Annotated in this window: 13 protein-coding genes and 1 pseudogene; 4 read left to right on the forward strand and 10 right to left on the reverse strand. The window is 31.3% G+C overall.

Annotated features, from left to right (window positions below; genetic code table 11):
- Positions 1-224: 224 nt before the first annotated feature.
- From AC3RVG_RS14025 to AC3RVG_RS14040, 4 genes are all read right to left on the reverse strand, one after another.
- Complete coding sequence (locus tag AC3RVG_RS14025; protein ID WP_489692101.1) at positions 225-2,417, reverse strand: T9SS type A sorting domain-containing protein; 2,193 nt, start codon at positions 2,415-2,417, stop codon at positions 225-227.
- Between the two features lie 39 nt (positions 2,418-2,456).
- Positions 2,457-2,606, reverse strand: coding sequence for a hypothetical protein (locus AC3RVG_RS14030; RefSeq protein WP_489692102.1), 150 nt, complete (start codon positions 2,604-2,606; stop codon positions 2,457-2,459).
- A 154-nt stretch (positions 2,607-2,760) separates the two neighbouring features.
- Positions 2,761-4,491, reverse strand: a complete 1,731-nt coding sequence (locus tag AC3RVG_RS14035) for a tetratricopeptide repeat protein (RefSeq protein ID WP_489692103.1) — start codon at positions 4,489-4,491, stop codon at positions 2,761-2,763.
- Positions 4,492-4,664: 173 nt separating this feature from the next.
- Positions 4,665-6,632, reverse strand: coding sequence for a tetratricopeptide repeat protein (locus AC3RVG_RS14040; protein ID WP_489692104.1), 1,968 nt, complete (start codon positions 6,630-6,632; stop codon positions 4,665-4,667).
- 88 nt (positions 6,633-6,720) lie between these two features.
- Between AC3RVG_RS14040 and AC3RVG_RS14045 the strand changes: the two genes are divergently transcribed.
- Positions 6,721-7,803 carry a T9SS type A sorting domain-containing protein gene (locus AC3RVG_RS14045; RefSeq protein WP_489692105.1) on the forward strand — a complete coding sequence of 361 codons (1,083 nt, stop codon included), beginning with the start codon at positions 6,721-6,723 and terminating at the stop codon, positions 7,801-7,803.
- Between the two features lie 86 nt (positions 7,804-7,889).
- Here the strand turns inward: AC3RVG_RS14045 and AC3RVG_RS14050 are convergent.
- Positions 7,890-8,018: pseudogene (locus AC3RVG_RS14050) on the reverse strand (IS256 family transposase); the annotation flags it as partial.
- 831 nt (positions 8,019-8,849) lie between these two features.
- On the opposite strand from AC3RVG_RS14050, the gene AC3RVG_RS14055 reads away from it, so the two are divergent.
- The 3 genes from AC3RVG_RS14055 to AC3RVG_RS14065 all read left to right on the forward strand — a co-directional run bounded on the left by AC3RVG_RS14055 (position 8,850) and on the right by AC3RVG_RS14065 (position 9,866).
- Positions 8,850-9,008, forward strand: coding sequence for a hypothetical protein (locus AC3RVG_RS14055; protein ID WP_489692250.1), 159 nt, complete (start codon positions 8,850-8,852; stop codon positions 9,006-9,008).
- Positions 9,009-9,240: 232 nt separating this feature from the next.
- Positions 9,241-9,579, forward strand: coding sequence for a type II toxin-antitoxin system RelE/ParE family toxin (locus tag AC3RVG_RS14060; RefSeq protein WP_489692106.1), 339 nt, complete (start codon positions 9,241-9,243; stop codon positions 9,577-9,579).
- Positions 9,580-9,581: 2 nt separating this feature from the next.
- Complete coding sequence (locus AC3RVG_RS14065; protein ID WP_194852375.1) at positions 9,582-9,866, forward strand: helix-turn-helix domain-containing protein; 285 nt, start codon at positions 9,582-9,584, stop codon at positions 9,864-9,866.
- A gap of 84 nt (positions 9,867-9,950) precedes the next feature.
- Here AC3RVG_RS14065 and AC3RVG_RS14070 read toward each other — a convergent pair whose 3' ends face one another.
- The 5 genes from AC3RVG_RS14070 to AC3RVG_RS14090 all read right to left on the reverse strand — a co-directional run bounded on the left by AC3RVG_RS14070 (position 9,951) and on the right by AC3RVG_RS14090 (position 13,720).
- On the reverse strand, positions 9,951-10,202 hold the full coding sequence (locus AC3RVG_RS14070; protein WP_489692107.1) for a hypothetical protein: 252 nt from the start codon (positions 10,200-10,202) through the stop codon (positions 9,951-9,953).
- A gap of 172 nt (positions 10,203-10,374) precedes the next feature.
- Complete coding sequence (locus tag AC3RVG_RS14075) at positions 10,375-10,593, reverse strand: hypothetical protein (protein ID WP_489692108.1); 219 nt, start codon at positions 10,591-10,593, stop codon at positions 10,375-10,377.
- A 261-nt stretch (positions 10,594-10,854) separates the two neighbouring features.
- A complete protein-coding gene (locus tag AC3RVG_RS14080; RefSeq protein ID WP_489692109.1) occupies positions 10,855-11,226 on the reverse strand; it encodes an ASCH domain-containing protein in 372 nt (123 codons plus the stop codon).
- Positions 11,227-11,229: 3 nt separating this feature from the next.
- A complete protein-coding gene (locus tag AC3RVG_RS14085) occupies positions 11,230-12,750 on the reverse strand; it encodes a PIN domain-containing protein (RefSeq protein WP_489692110.1) in 1,521 nt (506 codons plus the stop codon).
- Between the two features lie 7 nt (positions 12,751-12,757).
- Complete coding sequence (locus AC3RVG_RS14090) at positions 12,758-13,720, reverse strand: hypothetical protein (protein WP_489692111.1); 963 nt, start codon at positions 13,718-13,720, stop codon at positions 12,758-12,760.
- Positions 13,721-13,814 lie beyond the last annotated feature (94 nt).

The following is a 13,814-nucleotide window of genomic DNA, read 5'->3' on the forward strand; positions in this document are numbered from 1 at the left end:
GGTGGGAACCCTGCGCGGCAAGGTGTTCTAATGATTAAAATAGTAATTTAAAGTACTAAATAAACTTTAATTTTGGAAAAGCTATGATTATTATAAGTCGTTGTATGCTGATATTTATTTAGATTTTTATACCCTCATTTAATCGGACTTGATAGACGATTAACTTTAGAAATAGTAAGCCCTGAAGTTTTCACTCCAGGGCTTTTTAATTTATTAACTTAATCTTATTCAATCACTAATTTTCTAGTAGCTACACCTTTTACAGATTGTATTTTTATAAAATAGATTCCAGATGAAAATGCAGAAGTATTGATTTCTGCTATTGTACCTGAAGCATTATATTCAGCTACAAGTTGTCCAGAAAGTGTCCACAACTGTATTTTTTCCATGTCTACTGAGGTTTCAATATTAACAATATCTGATGCAGGATTAGGATATATTTTGAAATTAGTTGTGTCAAATTCATCAACACCTAATACTTCAACAATAAAGTCTACTGTTGTAATCTCAGATATACCACTTGAATATACTGCCTGTATTCCAGCAGTATGACTACCTAGACCTACGTTTTCAAGGACATCTTCTAATGCTGTTACGCCAGTGTTAACAGGAGTTGTCATGTCGTCCAAAAATACATTGTAGCTATTTGGAGCTTTTGGTTTTTTGTACGTTGCAGTTGGGTCTGAGCCATTAGGGCCAACATAAAACTCATCAATAGCAAGAAATAAAAGATCTGAACTCGTACAACGAATACCAACATAGGCATATTTCCCTATGTAGTCTTCCGGTATAGTAAAAGTATATTTTTGAAATGTATTAGAACCACCAGCGGTAGTAGTTATAACATCTGATATGGATACCATATCACCAACCACAGCTCCGCCTGTAGATATGTATACCTGAAATTCATCTCCAATGAGACTAGGATCACCTGAAGTAGCTTGAAATATAACTTTACTACCTTCTCCTATATAAACTTGTGGGCTAATATTCCATTTGTCTGCTTTAGTTGGAGAAACTGAATTAAATACAGCTAAATAATTATCTCCTGACGTCGGCATCGCAGCCCCCATTAAAGGTGGGGTTGTTTGTAAAGGATTAAATATTATTCCAGCTCTCCTTTCTTCATCATTAGGAAATTGCGTATCTGCATATCCTACAATGTCCCCATTATCAACATCAATACTTGTCCAAGGTGCATAATCTAACACAAAACTATCATAGTCTGAAAAATCGTCATAAAAAGCCGATATTCCAATACCCCAATTTAATGTTACATCCGCAGTTGAATTAACAATAGCTCCAACTTCAGCATTAAGAAATACTGGAGCACTTAGTAGTTCTTCTAGTGTAATTGTATTAAGGTTTACATTAGCTCCGCTAATCGCCACTACATCAGTATAATCTGAGTGTTCGGGATGAGAAATTTTTAAATTATATGTTCCATCAGTAATACCTTGTAGTAAGAAACTACCATCTGCCGCTGTAGTTGTTTTATGGTTCCCCAGTTTTATAGATGCATCTGCTAGTGGAGCGGAATTTTCATTAGAGTTCACAATTCCGCTTACCGTATAAGTAGGGATTAATTGAAGCATCACATTTTCTGTTATATTTCCACCATTCACAGTTACAGTTCCATTAGCAGTAATATAGTTTTCTTTAGAAACTTCATAATTCGTTGATCCATCAATAACATTAAAATTAGCTTGTCCGCTTGCATTAGTTAGTTTTGTAATTCCGCCAAGGGTAACAGAAGCATTCTGCATTGGTTGGTTATTTTCATCGGTTACAGTAAAGCTAGCGTTGTAAACAGACACAGGAGTATAATCCAGGATTATATTTTGGTATTCAGTGCTTGCGATTGCAAAACCTGGAGGGTTAGCTGGATCAAGTGCAATGTCCTTACCTCCTAAATGAATAGAGCGACCAACACCGCTAGTATCATCAGAACTTTTAAAAGAATGATTAGGTGTTTCAAAATCAGTAAACACATTTTGAGCGGTTATAACCAAATTTTCACCAGTATAAATAAATGGATTATCAAGTTCGATTTTTACAACACCAGTTGTTGTAAAAAGATCGTTTGCTAGACCTTCATATACTAGGGTATATCCCTTTTCGATTACACTTTGAAATCCAATTAAACTTAAATCTATTTCAGATGACGTACCCATCCATATTTTAATTGGCTGATCATCTGGAAAAGGATCGCCTTGTGTGTAATCATAAGAAAGATGCGTAATAACTATATTACTCACCAAGTCGGCTTCATTGTATGAGGTTTGCGAAATGTTATTTTTTAAACTGAATCCAAAAGGCAGAGGTGTCTGTTCTGACCCGTTACCTATCGAAATGGTCTGAGCGATTGTTAGGCCGCTAATTAGTATTGTTACTAATAAAATTAAGTTTTGTTTCATGATTTTAAAGTTTAATAAATTAATTGTTCTTTTTTAGGTCTACTTTTTCTTAGTTACTTGTGTTTTTTCATTGGCTTCAATTTTAGCTATCAATTTTTTAAATACTTTGTTTTGAAGCTCTTTTCGTTTTAAGATTGCTTCAATATTTTCTGTGTTGATCACTTTTTTTGAAGATTCTTGTTTTGCCATACTGTATGATTATTTCTAGGGTAAAACTCTACATACTTTAATGGATTAACGAATTTTTTGGGTATAGAAGACCTCAACATTTATATAAAATGGTGTCTACAAAATGTCTACAAGACACTTATAAATAAGTGTTATGTGCTTTATTATGTGAAGGTTATATTTTAGATATAAAAGAAGTTAGATTCACTTCTTTAGATTCAATGCCTAGTTTTTTTCTAAGGCGATAGCGAGACATTACAATTGTTCTTTCAACTTGTCCTGTTAATGTGGAGATCTCTTTTGTTGTTAAATTTAATTTTAGGAAAGCACAAAGTCGTTGCTCATTAGGAGAAAGATTTGGGTATTTAGCAATTAGATTATCATAAAAATTAGAATGGACTTCTTTAAAACGGATTATAAATTCTTCCCATATTTTTGCTTCAGTTGCCTTCTCAATGTCTATTGCTATTTTATTAATAGCATTTTTTGTTTCTTCTTTTTTTGCTTCTTTTGAAACACTAATGAGCTTTTTTGTTATTTCTGCCAGTAATTCGTTTCTCTTTGATAGATCCATTAGATGGATAATCATTTCTTTGTTTTTAAACGAAATTTCATCATTGAGTTTTTCAACCTTGAGTTTTGAAAACCGAACTTTTGTCCTGTAATTTCGAAGGCTAATAAATAATAAAATGATTAAAAATAATAAGGCAACAAAAATTATTATATTAATTAGCGTTTGTTTTCTCTTTTGAAGTGCTTCTTTATTTTCTGCAATTTCTAATTCTTTCGTCATTTCGAGCTGCCCTAGTTTCATTAAAACTTTTTGAGCATCAATCTTTTTTTCAAGTTCAAATAGCACATTTTTATAATAATAAGCATTTTTATAATCATTAATGTCGATGTAGTATTTCTCGAGCATTTCTGAAATCCCAACTTGTTCAAATTTAAAATTATTTTCTTCTGAAAGAGAAAAGGCAATTTTAGCGTGCTTTAAAAAATTTGGTGTATCATCAATATGCCTGTAATACTTGGCGTATGCACTGTGTGTAGCAAAAATGTTACGATTGTTATTTATTCTAGTGTTAAATTTTTCAGCTTTCTGTAAATAAACAAGGGAAGAATCGATCTGTTTATTTTCAAGATAGTACATGGCTATATTACAATATCCGGTTCCTATTGCAGGAGCATTCTTTTGGTGAGCTAATAAAATATCGCACCCTTGTTTGTGCAATTCTATTGCTTTGGTATATTGCTCGTTTAACCCATAGTTATGAGCTAAGTTTCCAATAGCTACGCCAAGTACATTAAAAACCTTGTGAGCTTTGCTTATTTTTATTGCTTCAGAAAAATAGTCTCTTCCTAAAGAATCTTTACCCAATACAGCGTAATTCCGCCCAATCATTTCTAAACATCTTGCTTGTTCTTCATATTTCTTATTTTCTTTAAATACCTTTAAAAGATTAAATGACAGCGCAACGCTTTTGTCATACTCTCCAATTACAAAATACATTTGTGCTAAAAAAAGAGATATTTCACCAGATTCTATTTCAAAAGAGTTTTTATCAGCTATTTTTTTTGCTTCTGTAGCTATGCGAAACGCTTCTTTAAACTCATTTTTACTATTGTGAATAGAAGCAATTTCATACATTGCTAATACTTCCTGCTTTTTTAATCCTTCACGAGTTGCAATATCTAAAGCACTTGTGGCGAATTTAAAGGCTTCTTCTGGTGAACTTAAACCTTGTGCAGCTTTTGAAGCTAATAGTAATAGAGAGACTTTTTTACTTGGAGTAGTAACAATTTCAATTTCTAGTTTTAAGGAATCGATAGTGTTACGGTTCTGAGCATATATTGAGTACGATACACAGATTAAAAGAAAAAAAATACAACAAGCCCATTTTTTCATCCTATCAAAACTACAACAATGGTATAAAACATATAAGCTAATTATAAATTGTTTTTAGGGTGTTTCTTTAAACGATTTGGTTAAACACCACATAATTTTGTTTTAATACCAATGACGGTTTGGCAAGTTTTAATCTATAAAAATTTACGACCTATATCTATCTTACCAGTCTTTTAGCAATTTAGAATAAAAGTATCTAAGTCTTGATTTTCATTCAGCTTAAATTTCTTTTTAAGTCGATATCTCGAAGTTCTAACTGAAGCTGGACTAATATTCTGTAAAATGGCGATTTGTTTTGTGTCTAACTTCATTCTGATTAAGGTACATATTCTTAAATCAGTTTTGGAAAGCGTTGGTGTTTGTATTCTCAACTTGTCATAAAAGCTACTACTCAAAGTGTCTACTTGCTTATGGAAATCTTGAACTTCAACATCAAGTATCATTTTACTTTTAATTTCATTACCAAGCTCGATTAGTGCAGGCTTTCTTTCTTGTTCCTTGAGTTTTTTTAGCACCTTGAACTTTTCAAATAAAACAGTTGCCCATTGCTGGTTTTGAGTTATTTCAATTGCTAGATTTACTAGATCTTTCTTCTTATAGGCAATTTCTTTATTCAATAATTCATTTTCTAGTTTAGTAGCTAAAACTTTTTGCTCAGCTAATATTTTTCTATTTTTTTCAGTTTCAGCCTTATGAAGACTACTCTTATATTGAAAGTAAAAAGTAATTCCGACGCCAATTAAAGATAAAAGCGATAATAACAACCATTGAAATTGAACCTTCGCTTTTTCATCTAATAGTATTATTTCTGCTTTCTGACTCGCAATTTCAGTATCTCTTTTTTCGGTTTCATACAGCGTTTGATAATACGATAAACCATTCACTTTAAGGACACTGTTTATAGAGTCGTTTATTCGGGTGTGTCTTTTGAAATATGAATATGCCATTGATTCATTTCCTATAATTTCATTGGCTTTGTACAAAATGTCTAAAGTTGCCAAGATATTTTCATAGTTTAATGTCTCTTTCTGAATTTCTAATAACTTTTGACCATTTATTATCGCACTTGTATAGTCTTTTTGAGCAAATAGAAGGTGTGTTTTAGCATCTAAAAAATATATTTCAAGTTGTTTGTCTGGATTTTGCAATAATTTTTCTTCTAATTTTTTAACAATAATTTCTGCTTCATTTAAACTATCTAGTTTTGAGTAGACCTTTGCTAAGTAGGTGTAATCATGGGCAACGTTGTAACGGAAATAAGGTAGTTTTTCATACAGAGTTATGGTGTTTTTCAGGATCTCTTTTGCCTTGTTATATTTTTTAAGGTTGTAATAATTAACAGCAATGTTTGACATAGACATACTATATGCTGAAGTATCTTTTAATACCAGTGCCATATCTCTAATCTTATATAGCTCTTCAAGTGATTCTTTGTGAAATCGGTTTTTACCATATACTACGGAAAGACCATTACGAGTATTTAGTATGTTAATTGTATCTTTTTGTCTTTCAAAATACGACAACGATTTTTGATATCCTTGGGAAGCTTCAGCAAAAAAACCCATTTCTAAAAGTGTAAACGATCTATAATTATTGGCAATAGCGTATTTTGTTGAATCATTTGCCTTTAAAGCCATCTTCATTGATTGCTCATATTGAGCATTGGCTTCTTTTATTTGTCCGGAAATAAAAAAACTATAAGCAGCTATTGAATACAAATCTGACATTAATGATGGATCCGTTGCTTCTACATTGGCATTCATAAAATCGTTGAATAAAGCGATGCCTTTGTTGGATTGTTCCGAAATATTTGTGTAAAAGTGAATTAAATGAATGCTCTGATTGGTAGCAATATTTGGGTAGTCAAGTTTAATTGCTAATTCAATTGTTTCTTTTGCATACGCTTCATATTCCGAAGTGTACTGAATGTTTCTTGTTAATTCGTCTAAAGCAAAAAGTTTTAGGGTATCTCTAGACTGTTCTATTTTGTTCTTAAGGGTTTCTATTTTTGATATTTCCGTTTTTTCTTGAGCAAAACCAAACCAACTAATGAGAAAAAAAAAGTAATATGTAAAAACCAACTTTTCGTTTAAGATTTTAACGAAAAGCGATAAAAAGGCCTTCTTGTTAGCATTATACATACTCTGTCTATGGTTTGTCTACGGCTAAAGTAATTTTTCTTTGATTGATTGCACTAGTTTTGGCAATCAATTATTTAAAAAAACTATTATGAAACTACTATTGAATCTTATTGTTATTTCTTTATTATTAAACACTACTTATTCCGCAGCACAAACAGATGTTGCTATAGGGTTGGAAAGTCCTGCTCAGTTAAAATTAAATGGAAATGATTTATATATTACAGAATTTTCAGGAGGAAAAATAAGTAAGCTAGATATTACTGCGACACTTCCTACAACTACGGCCACTGTTGTGGATGGATTAATGGGTCCTAATGGTATGGCAATACATGGAGACTTTTTATACTATACTGAGTCTTTTGAGAATAAAATTTCAAAAGTGGATATAACTTCAGCAACACCAACTGCAGTTGAGGTTTTTTCTGGTTCAATCTTAAATATTCCATATTGTATGGATTTTTACGGGGACGAGTTATATGTATCAAATCATTTAGGGAATCAAATACTGAAAATTGATGTGACTGCAGCCACCCCTACGGCTACTGTAGTTGTAGATGGAATCGTTAACCCTTATGGTTTAAAAATAGATGGAGATATTTTATATGTAAGCTCACTTGAGAATAAGAATATCTATAGCATAGATCTTACTGCAACAACACCAGTTGCAACTGAATATGTTGCTAATTCTGGATATACTACAGGAATAGATATTGAAGGAGGAAAAATGTATTTAGCACAATATTTTGACGAATCTGTTTCAATAGTAGATATGACCCAGCCTGTACCAGCAGTAACCGTTTTAGTAAATTATGATACAGATGGAGCTAATGATCCATTAGAAGGAGGCCCTTTTGGTGTTGCTGTTAAAGATAATGAGTTGTATGTAGCTGAACTTGCAACGGGTAAAATATCTAAGCATAACACTGTATTATCAATAGATGATTTTATGGAAAACCCAAAGCTTACTCTATATCCGAATCCTTCTTCAGAATACATCGCTGTTAAAGGACTTACTGAAAATAAAGGTTTTGTAATATATAATTCATTAGGGCAAATTGTACAAAAAGGAACGACTGCTAATGAAAGACTTATTAGTGTTTTAGGATTAGATTCAGGATTTTATTTTTTAAAACTAGAAGGGAGAAAGAGCTTGAAGTTTAGTAAAGAATAAAGAGAGTCTGTAAAATAGACTTTGTCTGGTACTTCAATTCCTTTGGGGTTATCCCTAAAGGAATTGGTATTTAAAATCAGAGGTGTTCAATCTCCAAATTTAATATAAAGTTGTTGAACTGTAAGGCTCCAATTATGCAATGGGTTTGGCCATTTTTTTTCGATGTTCTTGATGGCCAGGTAAACTAGCTTCAATAATGCCATTTCATCGGCAAAATTTAAATAGCCATAACCAGGTCTATCTATCATATACATGTTTGAACTTGCGGTAGGAGTTGAATCGATTAGATATCCTTCCTAAGTGAAAATAGAACTTGGTGCTCCACGAAAAAACTCCAAATTTATTTTTTCCATTAGTCTTAATTTCTTGAATACGAACTTTTAAATCAAGACTGTCTAATTCAAAATATGAAATCTTACTATCAATTTTTAAATCTTTGAATTTTTGTTGAATCTCTTGCACATTTTATTTCCCATCTTGCTCTTCCTGCTTTATGCGTGTTCTTGCTTAATAGAGCGATTACACCGTCACACCTATTAATTTTTGTTCTGACCTGGATTTCAATTCGTTTTGATTCCATTCTCTTTTTACCGACATGTCAATAAAGTCAAAATGGTGAATGTTTTTTTCTTGCTTATTCTGCCAAGTAGTCACGATACTCAATGTCTTCTATTACACAATTAATAAACATTCTTTTCTGTGTTTTCCTTTTTGTTTCTTCTTTTCCAAATAACCAGTCTAAAAGTTCCATATCATAGTTGTCTGATTCTTGATCGTTTGAAATGTATTCTAAGTATTACGCCCAACATTTAGATAAATACCATTATATTATTTAAGCCCGTTATATATACCTAGCTCTTTATTTAAATAACTTCAAATGTAATTATAACTCAAATTTATCATTCACGAAAAACCGCAATAATGAGCATTTTAATAGAGAAGAATAACCAAATATAGCAATATCAATTGAAAATAACCAATCAACAACAACCAATTACCACACCCAATTCCACCCACCATAAATCAAAGAATCCTACCTTTGCAGCATGCAATCCAAAATTATCTTTATAACACCACCCTTCACCCAGCTGAACACAGCTTATCCGGCATCGGCATATTTAAAAGGGTTTTTGGAAGAGCACGACATTGCTGTGCATACTTGCGATTTAAGTATAGATCCACTATCGTTATTGCGCACCGTTTAAGTACCATTAGAAAGGCGGACCAAATTTTAGTTATTGAAGCTGGGCACATCGTGGAACGCGGTACTCACGACCAATTGATTGCTAAGGAGGGTAGGTATTTTGAGTTGTATACGTATCAGGCGAAGATTTAAGTGAGTAGTGGGTAATGCCATTGATACAAAATACTCCGTCTTCGAAAGAATATTTAGATCTGAGGGAAATATAATTGTAACTAATTCGTTACATTTGTAATATGAGAGAAATCGATATTACAGAAGAATGTTTGAAATTTATCGATAAACAAAGCGAGAGAGTTTCACTGAAATTCTTCCAACTCTTAGAGGTTATTGGCGAAATTAAAGTTGTAAACTCAAACTTTCTAAAAAAACTGCAATCAACTCAATTTTACGAATTGAGGATTAAAGCAGGAAACGAATATCGCATCGTAATCTTTGCTATTAACCATCTAAATTTTGCCGAATGTACCAAAGCTGTTTGCTTGTGCGGATTTCAAAAAAAGGGAGCCAAAGATTACAAAAATGCAATTAAACAAGCCGAAAAAATATTAGAGGATTATCTAAAAGAAAAATAATTATGGGAAAGTCAATAAACGCAAAAGAACTGATTGCCAAACGTTACGGAAAAGAAGGTTCAAAAGAACGTGAAGAATTTAGAGAAGATGCTTTTTCCTATTATTTTGGAGAAATTATTAAAAATCGAAGAAAGGAATTACATATGACTCAAGAAAATCTTGCCGAAAAGGTTGGAAAGAAAAGACCATATATTTCCCGGATTGAAAACGGAGAAGATATTCAATTATCGAACTTCGCTTTGATTGCAAATGCTTTAGGATTATCGATTGAACTATCAGCGGAATAGTATTAATGGCATCAACATATATAAAAAATTGCGCGGGTCGTTGCTAACACAAAGGTTCGGGCATTTTTTAATTGATAGACCTACTTAATTACTACTTCCCCAATGCTCTGATATTTTTTCTAATTCGTCCTGACTTTTAAACTTTCCGTCTTTAAAATCCTGTTCAGATTTTTCAATTCTATGAATATACTCTTCCAGTGTAAAAGGCTTTATCGTAGCTTCTTCATTAATTGTCTTTCCTTTAAAAAGAAAGCTTTCAATTTTGCTTAAAATGCTTTCGTCTTGAATCTGAGCCAAGTAGGCAATTAAATTTAATTTGCGGGTCTGGAAATCCATAGTGAAATTGTTTTATTCAAATATACAAATTTGCCTTAACACCATTTACGATACTATAGTGTCAAATTTGCAAGGTTAGCGCGAGCGTCTCGCTCGTGCCGTTAAAGTTTGGAGAGCAACAGTATGCAGGACACGGGCGGGGCGGGAGCGCCAGCGGGGGTACCTATTTCAATTAACCGGCATATGTTCCATCCTCTGAAATATCAAGAGAATTGTTTAAAGTTTGTAAAAATAAATCTTTAGCCACTTCATTTTCAAATTTGCAATTTATTGTTTTTCCAAAATGGCTGTCTCCAATTTCAAAATTTATTTTTGGATCAAAGGTTTTTATAAATTCAGCAATTTTAACAGTAGCACTATTATTATTTGCTCCAAAACTATATTCTATCATATTCAATTTTGTTGATTAATTTCTGTAAAAATAAATAATATTGATTGTAAACGAAGAATCAATAGATATATATTATCAACAGTTTAAGACCCAAAATTTCTATTTTGAGATATTTAAGTTAAAAATTATTTACGAGGGACAGGATTAGTATTTTTCATTGGAGTGCGAGCGTCTCGCTCGTGCCGTTACAGTTTGGAGAGCAACTGCTTGCAAGACACTGGCGGGAAGCCCGCGCCAGTGGGGGGTCTGTGATAGCAGTATTTATTTCACATATGCAAATGATTGTGGTGGATGTAAGTTAAAATCCTTTTTCAAACATTTTGGAACTTTGTATTTTTTTTTATTCTTAATTTCGATAGCAAACCCTTTTTCTTTTTCTGAAAAATAATCATAAAAAAAGTCTTCCGTAATTCCGGAAAACTCGCTTGTTAATTTCCATAGAGTATCGAGGTCATTATTGAATATTTTACCAATTTCAAATTCGCCAATTACTTTTTGAACAGGTGAAGATGAATAAACAATTATAGATTTGACATTTTCATTTTTGAAAATTGCTTTTCTAAATTCAAATTTTTTCGAACCATCGAATATTTTATTGGCAAATTCAGGCTTTATTGATAAGACTATTTTCATATTTTATTTAGGTTTGTACGCAAATTTAATTAAAGTGTTGAATTGTTTATTATCTAATTCGATAAATCCTCTTGGCATATTCATAATATCGGGAATAACTCCGATTTTATTTAAATCATCAAGGGTTGGTTTTGGCGTTGGAAAAGAATGTGCATAAAGGAATTTAATTATAAACGGTCTGTAATTCAGGAATTTATTCCACCAATCTTTTTCTAACTCTTCTTTTTTAATCATTGTTCTTCGATTGCACGCTTGAAAAAAATCGTCAAAACTTTGAAAACCAGAAATTACTTCTTCAACGATACAAATTGATGTTACAGTACTTGAATATTTTTTGGGTTTTGTGTCTCCCATCCTATAGATTACAATAACGTCTCCAGATTTTAAATGCCTATCCTTTGAATGCGAAATATATACTTTTCCTATTCTATTACGATGCGGTTCGTTTTCTGTATATTTTGATTTATCCTCGCGAGTGTTTATGCTATCAGGAAATAATTCTGTGTGATATTGCGGCTCAATTTTAATAATATATTTTCTTGTATCTCTTGAAATAAATGGAAAAGAAATTTTTGGATTAGAAATGTCGATTGGTTGATTTTTACCAAATGGACGGACTAAAACTATTTCATCTCCATTTTTTGTCGTTTTTAATCCGTGTTCTGAAAATCCCCAATCTTTAAGCATTTCTATTAGTTGAACTTGTTCGGGTCTTTTGTCGAATACTGTTACATATATTTCGTCAACGTTATATTGAAGCGCATTGTCAAAAACAATTTTTAAAAATCGTTCTCCAATTTTATATCCATTACTTATTACCTTTAGGGTACCAATCTTCAACCTTCTTTTTCTTAAAAAATGGGGTTTAATTTCAGAATAGTTCTCATCTTTATCTTCGACTTTTATATATAGAAATGCTGTTAAATTATTATCGCTGTAGCATACATAACATACTTTATCAAATTTTGATTTAAACCAATCATTGAATTCATTATAATCCTCTCTGAAACTATCGAAAAAACTGTCCTTAATATCAACTTCTGCAAAATCTGCCTTCTTGACCGCAAGAACATTATATTCTACTAAATTTGGGTTTTCGGAAGTAACTTTTTCGAGAAAAGATTGAATCTTGAATACCTTATTTGAAATTCCAAGTTTACTGGCTTTAACGTGGATTTTTTTGTCCTGTGAAATTAAAAGGTCAATTCTACCTTGAAATACTTCATTCAATAAATGTGTATCACTTATATCGTTATCATTAACATCAAATTCATTACTTACTTCTTGAACTTTCTCTGAAAAAGGAATTTGATGTTTAATTAGATTATAACTATCTAATTTGACATTAAAAGTTTCAACTACTTGTTGGTTTTGATAGCTTTGAATTTCAATAATAGTAATTGGGTGGATATATTTTTCGTGATGTAATTTATCTAACCAATTAAAAAGTTGTCCGATATCATGTTCAACAATTCTATTTGCCTCTCGGTGAATAATTATATTGGTATCTAAAAGTACTTTCAAGTTTTAATTATTTTAAAAAGCAGGTAATTAACGAATATAGTAGATTGGATATAAAGGATAGAATTAAAAATAAAAAGATGAAAACTGTTATAGTTTTCAAATTACTATTCTCCTTTCTATATTTAATCAATGCGTTGAAATTATTATCCTTTGCAGGATCGTTCCACTGATAAGCAAAAATATTTTTAAATAAATAACCAACTTCAGGTATATAATCAGTCCAAATTTCACTTTCAAGCTTTCTCAAACTATCTAAAGGTTTATGTGACTGTATTAGATCTCTATCACCGCCAATAAAAATAAAAAAATTTACATGTCTAATATTAAACTCATCCTCATTATTAGGAATTAGATTTGTCGGTAAATTTCTTTTCCTATTCATTAAAAATTCTGTTATTTCTGTCTTGTAGAATGAACTGACCAAGATGGAATTTTTGGGTTCGAAAGATTGGGATAATTCGTTAACACAAATAGAAGATAATCTAAATCTAAAATATAGCTCATCAGATTTTAGTTGAAGAATTTTATTTGGAATAGTAATTTTTAAAATAGAATATTCTTCACTTTGCTCAATTTCAAGATTATGCGTAGTTAACTTTATAAAATTAAATTCTTTCTTTTTGTCCGCAGAATCCGTTTCTGTTATTTCAACATAATTATTTCCTTCACTTCCATTTTTATTTATCTCTCTGTTAAATATAGATCTAAGTAATTCACCTTTGTTGATAGTGTCATAGAGACATAAGATATTTTCAAAATTAATTTTTCCAGGAATAGCTATCTTTATATAATCAATATTTTTATAGTTGTCTATTCTGAAACCCAAGTCGAGAAAATCTTCTGTCGCTGTTTTATTTATCCAATATTTGCGTTTAATTTTTTTAGGAAGTTTCCATAGGTTTACGTGAAGTGTCAGATTTTCAATCGAAGATTCCTCTTTTGCTTTATACCAAACCCCAAAACTTTTCATATAGATAAATGATTAACTAAAAAATTAAATATAGGTTTAACTATTAAAGGTCTTGAAATATAAAAATAATTCAAAATAACCTTTCAGGGGAAAC

The organism is Aequorivita sp. IT1282, assembly GCF_058068205.1.